Raw genomic sequence first — 19,565 nt, 5'->3', positions numbered from 1 at the left:
GGGTTAGTCCTCGTCCTGAATCGTGATGGCCGGGGCCACGCAGGGGTCGAGCGCCCCCACCAGCAGGGCCGTGCGCTCGGCCAGCGCGCCGTCGGCCAAGGCGTCGGCCAAGCCCTGGGCCAGCGGTCCGTCCGCTGCGAAGTTCCATTCGGTCGGTGCTGCTATGCGGTAATCCGCGATGCGGCCATTCTCAAGCCGCAGCCAATGCGCGAGGCGACCGCGGGCCGTCTCGATGACACCGTTTCCTGCGCCGCGCCGCGTGGCGCCGGTGTTCGGAGCCGGTTCGGCGTCGTCGAGGCGGTCCGCCCAGGATGCCAAGCGCTCCGCCAGTCCCGCAAGTTCCACCAGCCGGGCGGCGGCGTGAGCGGCGAGACCGGAACCGTGCCGGGCCAGCAACGCGGCGACCAGCGGGTGCGTGGTCTGACGGGCCAGCGGGCCGGTGTGGGCCGGGGCGCCGTCCTGCCGGGGGGTCTCGGAAAACGCCGCGTCGGCGGACAGCCGCTCGCCGAACCATCCTGCCGGATGCGGTTCCAGTGCCGCCACGCCGCAGGCGCCGAAACCCGCCATGCCCGGCGCCAGCAGGTGGCGCATCAGCCGGGCCGCGGGCGTCGCACCGGCACCGGCCCAGCGCTCCAGCTCCGCCTTGTCGGTCGGGGCAGGGGAGGCGAAGACGGCGCGCTTCACCCCTTCGTGCAGGGCCGCGATGGCGGCGTTCAGGGCGGCGCGGTCGGGTCGCAGGGAACCGCCGCCGGGACGCAGCGCGTCGCGGGCCGGGTAGAGCGCGGGATGGATCGCCGCAGCCGCGGCGCGCAGGCCAGCCAACTCCTTCGGCTGCGGCGCTTCGCCGAGCTGTGCCGGCCAGTCCATCAGAACTTGCCACGCGTGGTTCGTCGCGGCTTCCGCTTCGGCCAGAAGGGTTCGCGCGGCGGCATGCGGTCGGGCGTCGATGCCGAGCGCATTCTCCAGAGCCGCCAGCGCGGCCAGCGACTGGGCGGTGCCGCACAGGCTGAACAGCAGCGGCATTAGGCGCATCGCTTCCTCGGGCGTGCGTCCGCACAGGGCGCGGGCGGCGGCGGGGCGGTGGACCTGCACCGACGCGGCGCGCACCCGGCCGGCGGCGGTCCGCAGCCGCACCGTCACGCCACCCTCCAGCCCGGCGCCCGTTCCGTTCATCGACGCGTTCTGCCGAACAGGGAACGGCGGGACAAAGCGGGCCTCATCGCGTCCGCGTCGCTTGCCGGCGGCGGCTCGGCCTGTTGCGTCGGTTGTTTCGGTTCCCGCATCAGATGGTCGAGCGCCAGGACGGCTGCGGCGCGGGTGTCCTCCTGATCGGTGAACACGTTCATGGCCGAGGCGAGCGGGATCACCGCCAAGGTTCCCAGAACGCCCACCCGCGCCGCGGTGAAGCGGTAGGCACCGGAGGGCAGGCCGATCTGCACCTTGTCGCCGTCGCGCCGATCCGCCCACAAAGCCGGATCGCGCGGGATCAGCACGGCGTTGAGGAACCAGGGGGCGATGACGCAGCCGATCCAGCCCGGCCCATGGGGGCGGAACCCCAGCGCCTCCACCGCCAGGGCGGCGTTGCAGATGGGAACGCCGGCCATGTCGCGCTCCGCGATCAGGCGGTAGCTGGCGGTCAAGGCGGCGACGCGCGCGTCCATGGGATCGGCGCCCGGCGGGGCCGCGACGGTGTAACCATGCTGCGGGCCGCCGCAACCCGGGCAGCGCCAATAGTCGGGCAGACCGCCGAAGGGGGTTCCCGGCGGCACCTCCCGTCCCGGATCGCCAACCGCGGGGTCGTAGACCGCGCCGCAGGAACCGCAGGCGGGACGAGCGTCGGCGGCGAAGCCCGCCTCGGGGCCGCCGGGGATCACGCGTTCTCCTTTCCCATGAGGTCGGCGAACAGATGGTCCACATTCTCCCCCTTGGCGGCCAGCAGGATGGCGTCGAGCGCGTGGTTCAGCGGCTCCACCTCGTCGACCTCCAGCGGGCGGACGGCGCGGTCGAGATGGACCAGCACCCAGCCGCCTTCCGGGACCTCCTCGATCAGCATGACGTTGACGCGCCGCTCCCCGCCGCGGCCGGTGCAGCGCGCGGTGAAGCCGTCGGTCTCCAGGACCTGCATCGGAATGCCGAGACACATGCGCGCGCCCTCACGCGGGGAAGCCAATTCGTCGGGATGCCGTCAATGCAACTGCGGCATCTTGACCGGGGGTTGAATCCGCACATTGATGTGCGTCAAACATGCGGTCCGACGTAATTTCATGGCGCTCCGCCATTTCCAATCGGAACGGTTCTGCTAAAGTGGCGACCGCTTCGCGTGCGATGGGGTAGGGGTCGGTCGTGCGCCGCTCAACGATACAGCAGGGGTTTTCACGGATGAAACGTTTCGCTTTCGCGTCGGCCACCGCGGCGGCGGCCCTGGCCGCGCTGCCCAACGCGGCGCTCGCCCACACCTTCGGCGCCCACGACGCCGGGCTCGTCCATGGCTTCCTGCACCCGGTCGGCGGTTGGGACCACCTGCTGGCCATGGTCGCCGTCGGCCTGTGGGCCGCCCAGCGCGGCTGCAAGGCCCTGTGGGCGCTGCCGGCGGCCTTCGTCGGCGCGATGATCGGCGGCGGCCTGCTGGGGCTGGCCGGCATCGACCTGCCGCAGGTCGAGCTTGGCATCGTCCTGTCCGTGGTCGCCCTGGGCGCCCTGATCGCCCTGCAGTCCCGCCTGCCGCTGCTGGCCTCCGCCGGTGTGGTCGCCCTGTTCGCCCTGTTCCACGGCCACGCCCACGGCGCCGAGATGCCGGAGGCGGCGCAGCCGCTGCTCTACGGCCTGGGCTTCGCCCTGTCCACCGCTCTGCTGCACGGCGCGGGCATCGGCGCCGCCCTGTCGCTGCGCCGTCTGGTCGAGGGCCGCAAGGGCGCCCTGGCGCTGCGCGGCACGGGTGCCGTGGTCGGTCTGGCCGGCGTGGCGCTGCTCGCGCTGGGCTGACCCGGGACGCCTCCCAGGAAACCCGATTCGGCATCGAAGGCTCGGCGGAGCGCTCCGCCGGGCCTTTTCCTTGTCCAGATCTTTGCGGATTCCGGTAAGGAATCCAGGTGTTTGGCAGTGTGTGCGCAGCACTCTTCCCCCGCGCGGCGCGGACGGCCATGCTGGGCGCCGACCGTCCTGAAGGGGAACCACGCCGATGACACCGCCGACTTTCGCCACCCTGCGCAACGCGCTGCTCGCCCTGGCCGTCGCTCTCCCCGTTGGCGCCGCCCTGGCCCCTGCGGCGCCGGCCCTGGCGGAGGTGCCGGGCCAGCAGCGCACCCAGGCCCCGGGCTTCTACCGCATGGCCATCGGCGATTTCGAGGTCACTGCGCTGTATGACGGCTTCATCGACCTCGACCGCAAGATCCTCAGCGGCGCCAGCGCCGACGACATCCAGAGCCTGCTTGCCCGGATGTTCCTGGCCGACACGCCGAGCGTCCAGACGGCGGTGAACGCCTATCTGGTGCACACCGGCACGAACCTCGTCCTGGTGGACACCGGGACGGCCAAGGCCTTCGGCCCGGCGCTGGGCTTCATCGCCGACAACATCCGCGCCGCCGGCTACAACCCGGAACAGGTCGACACGGTGCTGCTGACCCACCTGCACCCGGACCATGCCAACGGCCTGCTGCGTCCGGACGGCGCCATGCTGTTCCCCAACGCCATGGTCCATGTCGCCAAGGCCGACGCCGACTTCTGGCTGAGCGAGGAGGTGGCGGCCAAGGCCCCGGCGGACAGCCAGCCTTTCTTCGCCATGGCGCGCGCCGCGGTGGCCCCTTACGCCGCGGTGGGCAAGTTGAAGCCCTACCAGCCCGGCGATAGCCTCGTGCCGGGCGTGGAGTCGGTGGCGGCCTACGGCCACACGCCGGGGCACAGCGGTTACCTGTTCACGTCGGGGGAGCGCAGCATCCTGATGTGGGGCGACATCGTGCACAGCCACTCCGTGCAGTTCGCCCGTCCGGAGGTCGCCATCGAATTCGACGCCGACAAGGCGCAGGCCGTCGCGTCCCGCAAGAAGATCTTCGCCGATGCCGCGGCGCAGAAGCTGTGGGTGGCCGGCGCCCATCTGCCCTTCCCCGGCATCGGACACGTCCGCACCGAAGGCAAGGGCTACGCCTGGGTCCCGGTGGAGTTCGGCCCGATCCGCGCCGACCGCTGACGATCAGGTCCCGACTGGAAATGGCGCCGCCACGCTCAAGTCCGGGGCGTGGCGGTCACGCCGAGGCGGGCCAGTTCCTCGACGATCATCGTCACCATCCGCGGGATCACCGCCTCGATCTCCGCCGACATCATCAGGCCAGTGCCCAGCGCCATCGGCACGCAGCCGACCACCGTCACGCTCTCCGGCGCCTCGTCCTGCAGGCGCAGCGAGGCCAGCAGGTCGCTGAGGCCGAGCTGGTGCGGCGACAGCTTGCCCTTGAAATAGGCCGGAACCTCGTCGCCGCGCAGCACGGTCAGGCTGGCCGGCGGCGCGCCGGTCTTCACCGCGTCCACGGCGATCAGGTGCTTGTGGCTGGCGATCAGGTCCAGCATGTCCATGCCGCAGGTGCCGCCGTCCACCACGCTGACGTGGTCGGGCACGGTCCAGGCGGCGTCGAACGCCTCCATGGCGCGCACGCCCACCCCTTCGTCCATCAGGAGGATGTTGCCGAGGCCGAGGACGAGGATGGACATGGCGCGGGGACTCCGTTCGACGATTTTGAAACAGAAGGATGATGCGGGACCGGTGCCGCGTGCCGTGAACTGGATCAATTGACCCGGTATGCCGACGCGAAAAGCCCCTCCTCCTTGGGGAAGAGGGGCTTTCGGTTGGTCAGACGGCGGCGGTCAGACCACCTTCACCTGATAGTGCGACTTCGTTTCCGTGTCGGTCAGGTGCACGGCGCAGGCCAGGCACGGGTCGAAGCTGTGCAGGGTGCGGATGATCTCCAGCGGCTGGTCGGCCACCGCGACCGGGTTGTCGATCAGGGCCGCCTCGTAGGCCGAGATGTTCCCGTCCTCGTCGCGCGGGCCGGCGTTCCAGGTGGTCGGCACGACCGCCTGGTAGTTCTTGATCTTGCCGTTCTCGATCACGACCCAGTGCGAGAGCATGCCGCGCGGCGCCTCGTGGAAGCCGAAGCCGCGGATCTCGCCCTTCGGGAACACCGGCTTGTTGAAGGTCTTGGTGTCGCCCTTCGCGATGTTCTCCATCAGCAGCGTCCACTGGTTCTGCAACTCCTCGTGCAGGACCACGCAGCGCACCGCGCGGGCGGCGTGGCGGCCGATGGTGGAGTGCAGCGCGTCGACGCCCACCTTGCTGCCGAGATGGCCCGACACCGCGTCGAGCACCGCGTTGACCCAGAACTGCGTGCGTTGGTGACCCGAGGCATACATGCCCAGCACGTTGGCCAGCGGGCCGACCTGGGCGCGCTTGTCGTAGAAGGTCGGCGACTTGATCCAGCTGTACTTGCCGTCGTCCTGCCAGTCGGTGAAGTTCGGGATCGTCTCGCCGTCGTAGGGGTGCAGGGGACCCTTGCCGCCCTGGTACCAGGAATGCTTCACGCTCTCCTTCACGCCCTTCTCGAAATAGGGGTCGTGGAAGTCCTTGATCGGGGTGAACTTGGTGAGGTCGCCGCCGTCGATGTAGCCGGCGGGCAGGGCGAAGGTGGTGCCCTTGGTGTCCAGCGGCATGTCGGGGATGGACAGGTAGTTCACCACGCCGCGGCCATACTGCGTCCAGTCGGCGTAGAAGGCCCCGATGGCCGCCACGTCGGGGATGTAGACCTGGGTGATGAAGTCGCCCACCTCGTCGATCAGCTGCTTGATGTACATCAGCTTTTCGAGCGTCAGGGTGGACTGGCTGTCCATGTTGATCGGGTTGGTGACGCCGCCCACCGCCATGTTCTGGATGTGCGGGGTCTTGGAGCCGAGGATCGCCACCACCTTGTTCATGCGCCGCTGGTAGTCGAGCGCCTGGAGATAGTGGGACGCCGCCATCAGGTTGGCCTCCGGCGTCAGCTTCATCGCCGGATGGCCCCAGTAGCCCGAGCCGAAGATGCCGAGCTGGCCGGAGTTGATGAAGGCCTGCAGCTTCTTCTGGGCGGTGGCGAATTCCTGCGTGCTGTTCTTCGGCCAGCCGGAGATCGACTGGGCGAGCTTGGCGGTCGCCGCCGGGTCGGCCTTCAGCGCCGAGACGATGTCCACGAAGTCGAGCGCGGACAGGTGATAGAAATGGACGATGTGATCGTGGACGTTGTGGGCGCCCTGGATCATGTTGCGGATGTATTGGGCGTTGAGCGGCACCTCCAGCTTCAGCGCGTTCTCCACCGCGCGGACGGAGGTGATGGCGTGGACCGTGGTGCAGACGCCGCAGATGCGCTGGGCGAAGACCCAGGCGTCGCGCGGGTCCTTGCCTTGGAGGATCAGCTCGATGCCGCGCCACATCTGGCCCGACGCCCAGGCGTTGGTGACCTTGCCGCCGTCCACTTCACAATCGACCCGCAGGTGACCCTCGATGCGGGTGACCGGATCTACAACAACTCGCTGAGCCATAACGACAGTCTCCTAAACTCAGCCGTGCTCGGGATGGACGGCGTGCATGACGGGCAGCTTCTTCACGAAGAGGAGATACAGCGCGATCTCCAGCGCGAAGACGCCGACGGTGACCATGATTTCCTTGACCGAGGGGAAGTAGTGCCAAGGGCCGACCGCCGGCGTGAAGCCGATGAGATAGACGTTCAGGCGGTAGAGGATGCCCGCCGCCAGCAGGAGCGAGGCCGACAGGAACAGCGCCCGCGACCGCTTGCGGTTGGCCTTGGGGATCAGCAGCGCGAGGCCGGAGATCATCAGGACCATCTCCGCCACGAACCAGCCGGACTGCGGGCCGCCGAAGATCTGGCCGATCTGGCCGCGCACGATGAGGTCGACGAAGCGCAGGACGACGAACAGCGAGGCGACGACCAGCATCAGCCCCGCCAGCTTCGACAGCACCGGCGTCTCCATCGGGCGGCGGAAGTTCAGCGAGGCCATCACCGACTCCCACACCACGATGGCGAAGCCCATCAGGATGGCGGTCAGCAGGAAGAAGACCGGCAGCATCTGCGACTGCCACAGCGGCGACAGCTTGTGCCCGACGATGACCATCATGGTGCCGAGCGACGACTGGTGCATCGTCGGCAGCAGCACGCCCAGCGCGATGAAGACCCACAGCACCTTGTTCAGCTTGGCGCGCAGCCCCTCGATGCCGAAGCGCTCCAGGAAGGCCGGGGCGAACTCCACCACCAGCACCAGCGTGTAGGTCGCCACGCACAGGCCGACCTCCAGCATCACGGAGTTGGGCTGCGCGTACCACGGCAGCATCATGTGGTAGAAATTCCAGTAGCGGCCGAGGTCGACCAGCACCGCCAGACCGGCGAGGCCGTAGCCGAAGAGGCTCGCCAGCACCGCCGGACGGACCAGCGGGTGGTACTCGCCGCGGTTCAGGATGTAGCAGAGCAGCGCGATGACGTAGCCGGCGCAGCCGAAGGCCGAGCCGATCACCACGTCGATGGCCACCCAGATGCCCCAGGGATAGCCGTCGTTCAGGTTCGACGCAGCCCCCAGACCCTGTGTGTAGCGCTGGAACAGGATGACGCCGGCGACGGCGACCAGCGCGGCGCAGATCAGGAAGGGAAGGGTGAGGACCCGGCCGCCGAGCGCCTGATGCTCGTGTCCATGATGCTCATGAGCTTGCGAAGACATGGCGTGGCCCCCTCACTCGTCGGTGTGGTTCTTGGTGTTGCGGTGCGCCAGATAGGCGAGGCCGGCGAACACCGTGGCGGGGGCGATCATGCCCGCGTAGAGCGTGTGCTGGATGCCTTCCGACAGGGTCGGATAGCCGTTCTCCGGCACGTTGGTGGGCAGGTTCAGCTTGTCGAACGGCACGGCGGACACCGCGAGGCACTGGGTGCCGCCCAGCTCCTTCTCGCCGTAGATGTGCGTCTGGTAGGCCGCCTCGACGAGCTTCTCATGGCCGGCGCGCGGGCCGCCGACCTTGCCGGCGATGTCGCCGCGCGGGTAGTGCGCGTATTCGCCCACCTTCAGCGCGGTGCGGCGCTTGGCCTCCGCCTTGAGGTCCTCCGTGCGGCCGAACAGGGTTGCCCCGGTGGGGCAGACGTCTGCGCAGCCCGGAAGCTCGTTCTTGGCGAGCTGCTGCTTGCAGAGCTGGCACTTTTTGATTTCGCCGAAGGCGTCGTTGTAGTCGTACTTCGGCACGCCGAACGGGCAGGACAGCACGCAGTAGCGGCAGCCGATGCAGGCGCTCGGGTCGTGGTTGACGATGCCCGTCTTGGCGTCCTTGGTCATCGCCGACACCGGGCAGACCGACACGCAGGACGGATCGGCGCAGTGCAGGCACTGCCGCTTGATGAAGGCGAAGCCGTCCTCCGCCGCGTCCTTGGTGGCGCCGGTGCCGTGGCTGTAGGCCTTGATGACGTTCAGCGTCCTGGCCGACAGCTCCACCGGGCTGTCGTAGATCGGCCTGTCGCCGCCCCCCGCGTTCCAGCCCTGCTGGGCCGGGCCGACGTCGGGCGGCATGTGGTTGACCTCCTTGCAGGCGGTCACGCAGGCCTTGCAGCCGATGCACAGCGTGCTGTCGTAGAGCAGGCCGACCGCGTCGGGCGGCAGCGGCTTGGGTGGGCGGACCAGCGCGTTGGCCTCCGGCGGGGCGGCGACCACGGTGGTGCAGGCCGCGGCGGCGGCGGCCGCACTGCCCTTGACCGCGTTCCGCAGGAAGCCGCGCCGTGAGACCGATGTCTTGCTTTTCGACATCATGTTTTTCGACATGGCGTCACCTCACTCGGCGGCGGTGGAGGAGGATTCGGTCTTCGCGTCCTGCTTGCCGAGCCGGCTGGAGATAACGGCGCCGGCGCCGACCGCCGCGCCGGCGATGCCGGCGACCACCGCCGCGGCCCCGGCCGACATGCCCTCGCCCTTGTCCACGGCGACCGCCGGGTAGCTGTTGGGCGGCGCCACCGACTTCAGCGAGGCCAGCTCATGGATGCCCTTGGTGAAGCCGACGCCCTTCTCGGTGCAGCCGAAGCAGGGATGGCCGGTGCCCACCGGCCAGGTGCCCTGGCCGACATCGTTGAAGCCGATGGACGGACAGTTCGCGTAGGTCTCCGGCCCCTTGCAGCCGAGCTTGTAGAGACAGTAGCCCTGGCGGTGGCCGTAGTCGCCGAACTCCATGGCGAAGCGCCCGGCGTCGAAATGCGGGCGGCGCTCGCAGTTCTCGTGGATCAGGCGGCCGTAGGCGAACTTCGGGCGCATCTTGTCGTCCAGCTCCGGCAGCTTGCCGAAGGCGACGAAATGCAGGACCAGCGACAGGAAATTGTAAGGGTTCGGCGGGCAGCCGGGGACGGAGACGACCGGCTTGTCCTTGATGATCTCGTTCAGGCCGACGGCGCCCGTGGGGTTGACGCCGGTCGACGGCCAGCCGCCCCAGGAGGAGCAGGAGCCCATGGAGATGACCGCGGCCGCACCCTTGGCGCATTCCAGCACGGCGTCCTTGTAGGTCTTGCCGGCAACCTTGCAGTAGACGCCCCCGTCCTTCGTCGGGATGGAGCCGTCTGTGACCATCAGGTACTTGCCCCAATTGTCCTTCATCGCCTGCTGCTTCCAGTTCTCGGCCTGGTGGCCGGAGCCGGTCATCAGCGTCTCGTTGTAGTCGAGCGAGATGGTGTCGAGGATCAGCGTCTCGAGCGACGGGTGGTGGGTGCGCAGCAGCGATTCGGTGCAGCCGGTGCAGGCCTGGCCCGACAGCCAGATCACCGTCGGGCGCGGCGCGGCCACGGCGGCGTTGGCGATCTTCACGCCGAAGGCGGGGGACAGCCCCAGCGTGGCGGCCACGCCCGTGCAGTAGGTCAGGAATTCCCGGCGGGACAGGCCGGCCAGCGCACCCTCATACTCGTCGAGATCGCCGATGTGCTCGGCGTCGAGATCCACATGTCCGTCGGGCATGACTTTCCCCCAAAGACCCTTTTGCATTGATCCGCTGGCCGCCCGGTGGCCGGACGCCGGATGCGCAGCACGCCACGGCGCGTCCTGGGGAACCCGAGGCGGGAAACCCAAGGCGCGGCGTAATCCCTATCGATTATAGGGGTATTTGGGCGCGAAACGCTCGCCGGCATTGCACCAGTTTCGATGCGGGCGCGGCATTGATCTACATCAAATGGGGTATGAAGCGGGTAAGCTTCGAACGCCGGGGGCGCATCAGTGGAAAGGATGCGTCGGGAAAAGCCACCTCCCCGGCATGAAATCCGGGGAGGAGTGGGGAGGAGGGTCAGACCGCCTTCATCTGCCGGGTGAAGTCGTCCACGTCGCTCTGCAGGGTGCGCGCGTGGACCGACAGGCCCTTGGCGGCGCTCAGCAGGCCGCCGGCGGCCTCGCCGGTGTGGTCGGCCGACTGCGACACGCCGGAGATGGTCGAGGAAACCTCCTGCGTGCCGATGGCGGCCTCCTGCACGTTGCGGGCGATTTCCTGGGTGGCGGAGCCCTGCTGCTCCACCGCGGCGGCGACGTTGGTGCTGATGTCGCTGATCCGCTCGATGGTGCCGACGATGCCGCTGATCGCGCCGACCGCCTGCTGGGTCTCGTTCTGGATGGCGACGATCTGGGCGGAGATCTCCTCGGTGGCGCGGGCGGTCTGGTTGGCGAGGCTCTTGACCTCCTGGGCCACCACGGCGAAGCCCTTGCCCGCCTCGCCGGCGCGCGCCGCCTCGATGGTGGCGTTGAGCGCCAGCAGGTTGGTCTGGCTGGCGATCTCGGTGATGAGGTTGACCACCGCGCCGATCTTCTCCGCCGCCTGGGCGAGGCCCTGGATGGTGCTGTTGGTGCGCTGGGCCTCCCGCTCGGCCTCGCTGGCGATGCGCGCGGCCTCGCCGAGGCGCTGGCTGATCGAGCCGATGGAGGTGGACAGCTCCTCGGTCGCCGCCGCCACGGTCTGGACGTTGCCGGTGGCCTGTTCCGCCGCCGCGGCGACGGTCGAGCTGCGGCGCGAGGCGTCGGCGGCGGAGTGGGTCAGCGATTCGGCGCTGCTGCGGATGCTGTCGGCCTCCCCGTTCAGGGTGCGGCACAGACCCTCGATCTTCTGGGCGAAGCCGTGGGTCAGGGCCTCCAGCCGCTCCTGGCGCTGGCGGCGCACGTCGATCTCGCGGCGCTCCTGCTCGGCCAGATCATTGGCGCGGCGCAGCCCGTCGCGGAAGACCAGCACGGCCTCCGCCATGTCGCCGACCTCGTCGCCCTGGCCGGTGCCGGGCACCTCGGCTGCGGTGTTGCCGGCGGCGATGGTCTTCATCGCCGCGGTCATGCGGGCGATGGGGCGCGCGATCATGTCGCGGGCGACCAGAACGGCCAGCAGGATGCCGAAGAGCACGCCGCCGACGCCGATGGCGAGCATCAGGGTGGTCCAGTGGTTCCGGGCCGACACCAACTCGTCGTGCAGGCGGTCGATCATGCCGTCCTGGTCGGCGCTGAGCGCCTGGATCGCGGCGTTGAGCGCCTGGCGGTTGCTGCGGTTGGCGTCGTTGTCGCCATAGGCCCGGGCGTCCGCCGGGCTCTTCTCGCGGGCGAGGCGCACCGTTTCGGTGCGGAAGCGGATGAACTCCTCGGCCTTCGCGGCCACCGGGGCCAGCGCGGCCTGCCCTTCCGCCGGGGTGAGGCGCTTCAGGGTGCCGAGCCGTTCGCCGAGGGTGTTCAGATTGTCCAGCAGGGGTTTGCCGAACTTGTCCACCTCGGCCCGGTCACGGCCCATGTAGACGCCGCGCGAATCCATCACGACGGCCAGGACGAGGCCGTTGAGCTGCTCGCCCAGCACCTGCCGGTCCGACGCGCGTTCGATGGCCTCCGATTTGCCGGCCAGATCATGCATGGCGGCCAGCCCCATCAGGCCGGTCGCCGCGGCCACCGCCGCCTGCAGCCCCACGAGAAGATAGACCTTCGGCCCGATCTTTAGGTTCTTAAACGCTTTCAACATGCTGGACGTCCCCATTGCGGCGGTCTTGGGCCGCCTCTGTGCATGACGATATTGAGATACCTATTGGTTTCCGAAGCGTTAAATCGTTCTATGACACGTTGCCGCGTCACCATTGAGTCGGAACTAGACGAAGCGCACATTGTTTTTCGGGCGAACAAAAATTTTCAGGAATAGTGAAAGTCCGGGCGTGTTTGTCTTCATATGGGCGCAACGCTTCGGACCGGGCGGGTGGATCATGAAGCCCATCGCAGCCATCATCGGAACGCTCACGCAATCTTCCGTTGCCGTCCTTCTTCTGGCGCTGACGGCTTGCGGAGACAACGGCTTGTCCGAGGCGGGCAACTACGGCGTCGGCTATGGCGGAGGCGGACCGGTCTACACGCTGGGCGGTGGTCTCCCGGCTTACCGGTTGGAGCCGCGCACCTATTGGAACTATTCGGACTACCGTGGCACCGCAGCGGTGATCGGACTGGCGAGTCGTCCGGGCGACTGACCGCGCGATCGGCGTTATGGAATATCCGATTGAAGGGCTCCGCCCGGCCATTTACCTAAAGAGGAGGTGGAACGGGCAGGACGAGGCAGAGCGATGGCGGTCACCCGGGATGAATTGAAGACGCGCATCGGCCAGGCTCTGGGCGAGACGAAGGCCGATCTGGTCATCAAGAACACCCGTTTCCTCAACGTCGTCACCGGCGAGACCGCCGCGGGCGACATCGCCCTGTGCGGCGACCGGATCGTCGGCACCTACGAGTCCTACGACGGGGTGGAGGAGATCGACGGGTCCGGGTTGACCGTCGTACCGGGCTTCATCGACACCCATGTCCATTGCGAATCCACCTGCGTCACGCCGATGGAGTTCGACCGCTGCGTCCTGCCGCGCGGCACCACCACGGCCATCTGCGACCCGCACGAGATCTGCAACGTGCTGGGCGAGAAGGGGCTTCGCTACTTCCTCGACTGCGCCGAGGGGACGGTGCTGGACCTGCGGGTGCAGCTCTCCTCCTGCGTGCCGGCGACGGAGCTGGAAACCTCCGGCGCGCGGCTGGAGGCGGCGGACCTGCTGCGCCACAAGGACCATCCGAAGGTGCTGGGGCTGGCGGAGTTCATGAACTTCCCCGGCGTCTTCCACAAGGTGGACGGGGTGCTCGACAAGCTGGCCGCCTTCGACGGGCGCCACATCGACGGCCACGCTCCGCTTCTCAGCGGGCGGGAGCTGAACGCCTATCTGTCCTGCGGCATCCGCAACTGCCACGAGACGACCAGCGCGCCGGAGGCGATGGAGAAGCTGCGCAAGGGCATGCAGGTGCTGATTCGCGACGGGTCGGTGTCGAAGGACGTGCACGCCCTGGCCCCGGTGATCCAGCCGGAAACCTCGCCCTTCCTCGGCTTCTGCACCGACGACCGCAACCCCCTCGACATCGCCGAGGAGGGACACATGGACCACCTGATCCGCAGCGCGATCCGGCTCGGCGCCCCCCTGGCCCATGTCTACCGCGCGGCCACATGGTCGGCGGCGCGCGGCTTCGGCCTGTTCGACCGCGGCCTGATCGCGCCGGGGCAGCGCGCCGACCTCGTCCTGCTGGACGATCTGGAGGAGTGCGCGGTCAACCGGGTCATCCGCAACGGGCGGGTGGTGACGCCGGAAATCTTCGCCGGCCGTCCGGCGGTCAGCCCGGTGGGGCTGCGCTCGGTCAAGCTCCAGCCCGTGACGGCGGAGGATTTCGCGGTGCCCGCCCGCGGCTCCGTCCAGTCGGTGATCGGCGTTCTGCCCGGCAAGATCATCACCGCCCATCTGCGGCTGGAGGTGCCGGCCAAGGACGGCAGGCTGGTGGCCGATCCCGACCGCGACATCCTGAAGATCTGCGTCTTCGCCCGCCATGGGACCAACCAGAATGTCGGGCGCGGTTTCACCAGCGGCTTCCACATCCGCGAGGGCGCGCTGGCCTCCTCGGTCGGGCACGACAGCCACAACATCTGCGTGGTCGGCGCGTCTGACGAGGACATGGCCATCGCCGTCAACCGCCTGATCGAGCTTCAGGGCGGCTTCGTCGCGGTTCGCAATGGCAAGGTGGTGGGCGAGCTGGCGCTGCCTCTGGCCGGGCTGATGAGCCTGGAGCCCTTCGAGACGGTCGAGCGCCACCTGCGCAGCCTGCGCGCCTCGGTGAAGGAGATGGGCTGCCCGCTGGCCGAGCCCTTCCTGCAACTGGCGTTCCTGCCGCTGCCGGTGATCCCGCATCTGAAGATCACCGACCGCGGGCTGGTCGACGTCGACAAATTCGCGCTGGTGGAGGCGTGACCTCGGCAATTCCTGCCGGACGGGGTGCGGATCTTGCCGGCCCCTCCGGCAGGGGGTTCGGCTCAACCCGTTGAAACTCATGAAAAGCCACTTGGCCCGCCGTCTGCAAGGGGCGGCCCGACGAACGCGAAGAATGCCGGTCGGAGGGACGTGCCATGGTTGGAATGAGCGACATCAGCAGCTTGGCGCAGAGCCTTCAGACGTCCATCGACGCGGCGATGAAGCGCGTCCAGGAACAGGCCAAGCAGGCGACCGACGCCAAGCCCAGCGGCAAGGTCCAGGAATATGAGCAGACCGTCCGCAAGTCCGCTCTGAACGCCGCGCCCTTCGCCACCAACGTCGGCACGCTGATCAAGGACACCAGCCGCCTCAACGTGCTCAGCACGCTGTCCGCCAACGATCCGGCGGACTTCTACAAATTCAACCTGGCGACGCCCGGCGAGGTCGCCCTCGGCCGCGTCGGAGACACGGGCGTGCGCGTCCAGTTGATGGACAAGCAGGGCAAGATCGTCGCCGACAGCAACAGCGAGGCCGGCTCCACCTACGACACCTACAAGAAGTTCGAGGCGGGCACGCTGTCGCTCGACCGCGGCGACTACACGCTGCGCGTCTCCCGCGACAAGGGTGTGGCGGCCAAGGAGGAGAAGAATTACGGCCTCCAGCTCCGCATGGGCGACTACAGCAAGGACTACGACACCATCGCCAAGCAGCCGGCCAAGGGCGACAACCCGCTCCAGCAGACGCCGCAGCTTCAGCGCCTGACCTCGCTGCTGATGGGTGGTGGCACGACCAGTTCCGGCGCGCTGGGCATCCTGACCGGAGGAAGCGGCGGCAGCAGTGGGCGCGGGTCTCTGCTGAACGGGCTTTTCTGAGGCGCCAGAACCTCCTCGCCATCCGCCTGTAGACGCGGCCGATCCGTCGAGGCGACGTCAGGCCGCGAGGCGCAGCGACGCGGCGCCGAGCACGATGACCGCGCCGGAGGCCAGACGCACCGGACCGACCCGCTCCTTGAGCACCAGAGCGGCCAGCGCCATCGCGAACAGGATCGAGGTCTCGCGCAGCGCCGCCACCACGGCGATCGGCGCCAGGGTCATCGCCCAGAGCGCGAGCCCGTAGGAGGCGATGCTGGCCGCCCCGCCGGCCAGCGCCACCATCCAGCGCCGGCGGGCGTGGCTGAGGAAGCCCCGCGCGTCGCGCAGCAGCGCCCCGCCCACCATGGGCACGCTCAACAGCAGGAATCCCCACAGCGTGTAGCCGGCCGCCGAACCGGACAGCCGCACGCCGATGCCGTCCACCACCGTGTAGGCGGCGATCACCAGGGCGTTGGCGAGCGCGCAGGCGGTGCCCCGCCACGATCCCGACGGGGCCGAGCGCCGCCCCAACAGGGTCAGCCCAAGGATTCCGCCGCAGACCAGCAGCGTTCCCATCCAGGCGCCGGCGGACAGCCCCTCGCCCAGCAGCAGGCCGCTGCACAGCGCCACGAGCAGCGGGGGCGTGCCGCGCATCAGCGGATAGGCGTGGCTCATCGCCCCGTTGCGATAGGCGGCGGTGAGCAGCCGGTAATAGGCGACGTGCAGCACCGCCGTCACGCCCAGACAAGGCGCGCTGGCGAGCGCCGGCGCCGGAACGACGGGAAGCATCAGCAGGGCGATCAAGGCGGACCCGGCGACCACCAGGACCGCGTCGGACGCGCTGCCGCCGCCGGCCTTCAGCGCGGTGTTCCAGCCGGCATGGAGAAGGGCGCCGGCCAGGACGGCGAGAAGGGCTTCGGTGGGCAAGGCGGGAACCGTTCGGATGGATGGACGATGCGGGAGGAGGGACGCCTGCTGCCGGCCGGATGGCAGGATACACGCACAGGTCCGGCGTCGGACAGTTTGATTGCCCGGCCCGATTGCCCGAGGGCCCTCTTTGCGCTAAGCGTTCACCATGTCGACCGAAAGCCTCCCGACCCAGAGTCTGCCGTCCGCCGCGGCGTCAGCCCCGGCCGCCGTCCGCCGCGCCACCGCCATCGGTGGTCTGGCCATCCTGATGTGGTCCACGCTGGCGCTGCTGACAGCGCTGTCGGGAACCATTCCGCCGTTCCAACTCGTCGCGATGTCCTTCGGCGTCGCCTTCATCATCGGGACGGCGGCGGGGGCCGCGCGGGGCAAGGACGTGATCGGCGTGCTGCGCCAGCCCTGGCGGGTCTGGCTGCTCGGCGTCGCCGGGTTGTTCGGCTACCATTTCTTCTATTTCCTGGCCTTCCGCCTCGCCCCCGGTGCGGCGGTCGAGGTCAATCTGCTGAACTATCTTTGGCCGCTGCTGATCGTCCTGTTCTCCGCCCTGCTGCCGGGGGAACGGTTGAAACGCGGTCATGTGCTGGGCGCGCTGTGCGGGCTGGCCGGGACGGTGCTGATCGTGACGGGAGGCGCGCGAGGCCTGTCGCTCGACGCCGGGGACACGCCGGGTTACCTGTCGGCCATGGCCGCCGCGGTGCTCTGGGCCTCCTATTCGGTGCTGTCGCGCCGCTTCGGCGATGTCCCGACCGAGGCGGTCGGCGGCTTCTGTCTCGCCACGGCGGTGCTGGCCGGGCTGTCGCACCTGCTGTTCGAGACGACGGTGGCGCCGTCCGGCGGCGAATGGCTGGCGGTGCTCGCCATGGGGATCGGGCCGGTCGGCGCGGCCTTCTTCGTGTGGGACCATGGGGTGAAGCGCGGCGACATCCGGGCGCTGGGCGTGCTGTCCTACGCCACGCCGCTGACCTCCACGCTGCTGCTGATCCTGTTCGGGCAGGCGGCGGGGGGCTGGACCGTGTGGGCGGCCTGCGCCCTGATCATGGGCGGCGCCATCCTGGCGAGCCGCGACGTTCTGCGCGGCGACCGGTAGGGCGCTGAGCAGGGGGTCGATGGGGGAGGCGATGCTCTCCCCCGCAGGAGGCTGAAGGGACGAGTTGAAGGCCGCCTCAACCGTTTCCAAGCGACCCTATTGCCCCGGCTGCCATCCTTCCGGCGCCATTTCAAAGCCGGCGAAATCGAAGGCCGGGGACACGGTGCAGCCCACCAGAACCCAACCCTCCATGGGTTGCGCCGCCTGCCATGCATGCGCCGGAACGACCCCCTGCGGGCGCTGGCCACCCGCGAGGTCCATTCCGAGGATCATCCGCTCCACCGACCGCCCATCGGTGGAGATGGACAGCTCCAGCGGCCCCCCGGCGTGCCAGTGCCACATCTCGACCGCGTCCACCCGGTGCCAGTGCGAGCGCTCCCCGGCCTGCAGCAGGTAATAGATGCCGGTCATCACGCCGCGCCCGCCGCTTGGCGGGGCGTCCCGGTAGGTCTCCACGTAATGGCCGCCTTCCGGGTGGGGCTGCATGCCCAGCGTCGCGATGATGCGCTCGGGGGTCAGCGGCTCCATGGCGTCGCCCTCCGTCACGCCGGCGGCGGTGCGGTGCGGCGGAAGCTGTCGAGGTCGGAGGCCGAGGCGAACCACGCCGCCAGCTCCGGACGGCCCGCCCGCCAGTCCTCGTGCCCGAAGCGGAAGTCGAGGTAGCCGAGCGCAACCAGGATGGACAACGTGCCGATGGTCAGCGTGCCGTCCAGCCCCGCAGCCTCCGCCTCCAGCACGTCGAGCGCACGGGCCACGGCGCGGCGCTGGCGGTCCGCCCAGGACTCGGAGCGCTCGCCGTCCGGCCGCTGAAGCTCCAGGCGGCGCAGGATGGCGGCGTCGCAGATGCCGTCCGCCAGGGCCTGCTGGCGCAGCGCCGTCCAGCGCGCCGGGCCGGCGGCCGGGAACAGGCGCGGGCCATCGTGCAGCGAGTCCAGATACTCGGCGATCACCGGGCTGTCGTAGAGCGCCGAGCCGTCCTTCAGGATCAGGGCCGGCACCTTGCCCAGCGGGTTGTCCGCCGGCAGGTCGGTGTCCGGCGCCCAGGCGTTGGTCGCTTGCTTCTCGACCGCCGAGTCCAGCCCGCATTCGATGAGGACCATCGCGACCTTGCGGACATAGGGCGAGGTCGGGCTCCAGCGCAGCTTCATCAAAATCTCTCCTCCCGTTCGATGGCCGTCAGGGTAATGCGGCGGCGCCGATTTTCAAAAGCGATCCTTGCGGCCGCGGATCTCGGCGAACACCGCCACAGGGTCGGCCCCGGCCATGCCGAGGGCGGCCTGGACCTCCGGCACGTCGGCGCGCAGGAAGGGATTGGTCGCCTTCTCGACGCCCAGCGTGGAGGGGATGGTCGGCTCCCCGCGCTCGCGCTGCGCGGCGATCTCCGCCGCGCGGGCCTTCAGGGCGGCGTTGTCCGGCTCCACCGTCACGGCGAAGCGGGCGTTGGACAGGGTGTATTCGTGGCCGCAATAGACGCGCGTGTCGTCCGGCAGGCCGCGCAGCTTGACCAGCGAGGCCCACATCTGGGCGGGCGTGCCCTCGAACAGCCGCCCGCAGCCGAGCGCGAACAGCGTGTCGCCGCTGAACAGCGCCTTGGCCTCGGGAAACCAGAAGGCGATGTGGCCGGAGGTGTGTCCGGGGACGAAAAACACCTGTGCGGTGTGCGATCCGAACGAAATGGTCTCGCCTTCGCCCAGACACGTCTCCATATCGGGAATGCGGGCGACGTCGGCGCGCGGGCCGATCACGTCGGCGCCGGTGCGCGCCTTCAGCGCGTGGTTGCCGCCGATGTGGTCGTTGTGATGGTGGGTGTTGAAGATGTGCGTCAGCGTCCAGTTGCGCCGGTCCAATTCCGCCAGCACGGGCTGAGCGTCGCCCGGATCGACGACACCCACGGCGCCGCTGGTCGGGTCGCGCAGGAGGTAGATGTAGTTGTCGGCGAACGCTGGAATAAGGTGGATGTCCATAGGCTTGGGCCTCTCCCGCATGAATGGACGTTTGATCGAAACGTGATAGCCTGGGATGACCATGTACACCGATATCGTCGATCTTCGTGAATTCTACGAGTCCGGGCTTGGTCAGGCGGCGCGGCGGATGATCCGCCGGCGCATCCGCACCATCTGGCCCGACCTGCGCGGCCAGATCGTTCTGGGGGTCGGCTACACGACGCCGTACCTGCAACCCTTCCGCGACGAGGCGGAGCGGGTGTTCTCCATCATGCCGGCGACCCAGGGCGTGACCTTCTGGCCGCCGGGCGGGCCGGGGCTGGTGGCGCTGGGCGACGAGGCGGATCTGCCGCTGGCCGATATGTCGGTCGACCGCGTGCTGCTCGTCCACGGGCTGGAGGGGACGGAGCAGCTCCTGGCTCTTATATACATCTGACGCCGCCGACCA

Annotated in this window: 20 protein-coding genes; 7 read left to right on the top strand and 13 right to left on the bottom strand. The window is 69.1% G+C overall.

What is annotated here, in order from left to right; all coding sequences use genetic code 11:
* Positions 1 to 3: 3 nt before the first annotated feature.
* The 3 genes from GBZ26_RS05495 to GBZ26_RS05485 are packed head-to-tail and all read right to left on the bottom strand — an operon-like array spanning position 4 to position 2,143.
* On the bottom strand, positions 4 to 1,173 hold the full coding sequence (locus GBZ26_RS05495; protein ID WP_174437969.1) for a nickel-dependent hydrogenase large subunit: 1,170 nt from the start codon (positions 1,171 to 1,173) through the stop codon (positions 4 to 6).
* Positions 1,170 to 1,874: a [NiFe]-hydrogenase assembly chaperone HybE gene (gene hybE, locus GBZ26_RS30135; protein ID WP_174437968.1), complete on the bottom strand. Its 705-nt coding sequence runs from the start codon at positions 1,872 to 1,874 to the stop codon at positions 1,170 to 1,172. The genes GBZ26_RS05495 and hybE overlap by 4 nt, the downstream gene beginning before the upstream one ends.
* The gene (locus tag GBZ26_RS05485) at positions 1,871 to 2,143 is read right to left on the bottom strand and encodes a HypC/HybG/HupF family hydrogenase formation chaperone (RefSeq protein WP_174437967.1); all 273 of its coding nucleotides are present in this window, start codon (positions 2,141 to 2,143) and stop codon (positions 1,871 to 1,873) included. The genes hybE and GBZ26_RS05485 overlap by 4 nt, the downstream gene beginning before the upstream one ends.
* A gap of 236 nt (positions 2,144 to 2,379) precedes the next feature.
* Here GBZ26_RS05485 and GBZ26_RS05480 point away from each other — a divergent pair, with 236 nt between their 5' ends.
* Both GBZ26_RS05480 and GBZ26_RS05475 read left to right on the top strand, forming a co-directional pair.
* Positions 2,380 to 2,982 carry a HupE/UreJ family protein gene (locus GBZ26_RS05480; RefSeq protein ID WP_174437966.1) on the top strand — a complete coding sequence of 201 codons (603 nt, stop codon included), beginning with the start codon at positions 2,380 to 2,382 and terminating at the stop codon, positions 2,980 to 2,982.
* Positions 2,983 to 3,178: 196 nt separating this feature from the next.
* The gene (locus GBZ26_RS05475; protein WP_174437965.1) at positions 3,179 to 4,183 is read left to right on the top strand and encodes an MBL fold metallo-hydrolase; all 1,005 of its coding nucleotides are present in this window, start codon (positions 3,179 to 3,181) and stop codon (positions 4,181 to 4,183) included.
* A 35-nt stretch (positions 4,184 to 4,218) separates the two neighbouring features.
* Here the strand turns inward: GBZ26_RS05475 and GBZ26_RS05470 are convergent, their stop codons facing one another.
* The 6 genes from GBZ26_RS05470 to GBZ26_RS05445 all read right to left on the bottom strand — a co-directional run bounded on the left by GBZ26_RS05470 (position 4,219) and on the right by GBZ26_RS05445 (position 12,013).
* Entirely contained in the window at positions 4,219 to 4,698 is a 480-nt protein-coding gene (locus GBZ26_RS05470; RefSeq protein ID WP_174437964.1) for a HyaD/HybD family hydrogenase maturation endopeptidase, read from the bottom strand.
* A gap of 153 nt (positions 4,699 to 4,851) precedes the next feature.
* On the bottom strand, positions 4,852 to 6,555 hold the full coding sequence (locus GBZ26_RS05465; RefSeq protein ID WP_040134833.1) for a nickel-dependent hydrogenase large subunit: 1,704 nt from the start codon (positions 6,553 to 6,555) through the stop codon (positions 4,852 to 4,854).
* An 18-nt stretch (positions 6,556 to 6,573) separates the two neighbouring features.
* Positions 6,574 to 7,743: a Ni/Fe-hydrogenase cytochrome b subunit gene (gene hybB / locus GBZ26_RS05460; protein ID WP_174437963.1), complete on the bottom strand. Its 1,170-nt coding sequence runs from the start codon at positions 7,741 to 7,743 to the stop codon at positions 6,574 to 6,576.
* A gap of 12 nt (positions 7,744 to 7,755) precedes the next feature.
* Positions 7,756 to 8,826, bottom strand: a complete 1,071-nt coding sequence (gene hybA / locus GBZ26_RS05455; protein WP_211104593.1) for a hydrogenase 2 operon protein HybA — start codon at positions 8,824 to 8,826, stop codon at positions 7,756 to 7,758.
* Between the two features lie 9 nt (positions 8,827 to 8,835).
* Positions 8,836 to 9,999: a hydrogenase small subunit gene (locus tag GBZ26_RS05450; RefSeq protein ID WP_174437962.1), complete on the bottom strand. Its 1,164-nt coding sequence runs from the start codon at positions 9,997 to 9,999 to the stop codon at positions 8,836 to 8,838.
* A gap of 322 nt (positions 10,000 to 10,321) precedes the next feature.
* Entirely contained in the window at positions 10,322 to 12,013 is a 1,692-nt protein-coding gene (locus GBZ26_RS05445) for a methyl-accepting chemotaxis protein (protein WP_174437961.1), read from the bottom strand.
* A gap of 235 nt (positions 12,014 to 12,248) precedes the next feature.
* Between GBZ26_RS05445 and GBZ26_RS05440 the strand changes: the two genes are divergently transcribed.
* From GBZ26_RS05440 to GBZ26_RS05430, 3 genes are all read left to right on the top strand, one after another.
* A complete protein-coding gene (locus GBZ26_RS05440; protein ID WP_174437960.1) occupies positions 12,249 to 12,506 on the top strand; it encodes a hypothetical protein in 258 nt (85 codons plus the stop codon).
* A gap of 93 nt (positions 12,507 to 12,599) precedes the next feature.
* Positions 12,600 to 14,309, top strand: a complete 1,710-nt coding sequence (gene ade / locus GBZ26_RS05435) for an adenine deaminase (protein WP_174437959.1) — start codon at positions 12,600 to 12,602, stop codon at positions 14,307 to 14,309.
* Between the two features lie 164 nt (positions 14,310 to 14,473).
* On the top strand, positions 14,474 to 15,181 hold the full coding sequence (locus tag GBZ26_RS05430) for a hypothetical protein (protein ID WP_247884768.1): 708 nt from the start codon (positions 14,474 to 14,476) through the stop codon (positions 15,179 to 15,181).
* 57 nt (positions 15,182 to 15,238) lie between these two features.
* Here the strand turns inward: GBZ26_RS05430 and GBZ26_RS05425 are convergent, their stop codons facing one another.
* Positions 15,239 to 16,087: a DMT family transporter gene (locus GBZ26_RS05425; protein WP_174437957.1), complete on the bottom strand. Its 849-nt coding sequence runs from the start codon at positions 16,085 to 16,087 to the stop codon at positions 15,239 to 15,241.
* A gap of 148 nt (positions 16,088 to 16,235) precedes the next feature.
* On the opposite strand from GBZ26_RS05425, the gene yddG reads away from it, so the two are divergent.
* Complete coding sequence (yddG, locus tag GBZ26_RS05420) at positions 16,236 to 17,174, top strand: aromatic amino acid exporter YddG (RefSeq protein WP_174437956.1); 939 nt, start codon at positions 16,236 to 16,238, stop codon at positions 17,172 to 17,174.
* A 96-nt stretch (positions 17,175 to 17,270) separates the two neighbouring features.
* Here the strand turns inward: yddG and GBZ26_RS05415 are convergent, their stop codons facing one another.
* From GBZ26_RS05415 to gloB, 3 genes are read right to left on the bottom strand one after another with little or no spacing between them, the layout of a single operon-like run.
* The gene (locus GBZ26_RS05415) at positions 17,271 to 17,702 is read right to left on the bottom strand and encodes a cupin domain-containing protein (RefSeq protein WP_174437955.1); all 432 of its coding nucleotides are present in this window, start codon (positions 17,700 to 17,702) and stop codon (positions 17,271 to 17,273) included.
* A gap of 14 nt (positions 17,703 to 17,716) precedes the next feature.
* Complete coding sequence (locus tag GBZ26_RS05410; RefSeq protein WP_174437954.1) at positions 17,717 to 18,322, bottom strand: glutathione S-transferase N-terminal domain-containing protein; 606 nt, start codon at positions 18,320 to 18,322, stop codon at positions 17,717 to 17,719.
* 54 nt (positions 18,323 to 18,376) lie between these two features.
* The gene (gloB, locus tag GBZ26_RS05405; protein WP_174437953.1) at positions 18,377 to 19,138 is read right to left on the bottom strand and encodes a hydroxyacylglutathione hydrolase; all 762 of its coding nucleotides are present in this window, start codon (positions 19,136 to 19,138) and stop codon (positions 18,377 to 18,379) included.
* A 55-nt stretch (positions 19,139 to 19,193) separates the two neighbouring features.
* Here gloB and GBZ26_RS05400 point away from each other — a divergent pair, with 55 nt between their 5' ends.
* On the top strand, positions 19,194 to 19,553 hold the full coding sequence (locus tag GBZ26_RS05400) for a hypothetical protein (RefSeq protein ID WP_247884767.1): 360 nt from the start codon (positions 19,194 to 19,196) through the stop codon (positions 19,551 to 19,553).
* Positions 19,554 to 19,565: the final 12 nt, after the last annotated feature.

Origin of the sequence: Azospirillum formosense (assembly GCF_013340925.1) — a bacterium.
GTDB classification, from domain to species: Bacteria; Pseudomonadota; Alphaproteobacteria; order Azospirillales; family Azospirillaceae; genus Azospirillum; species Azospirillum formosense.
This window is presented reverse-complemented; position numbering and strand designations above follow the sequence as displayed.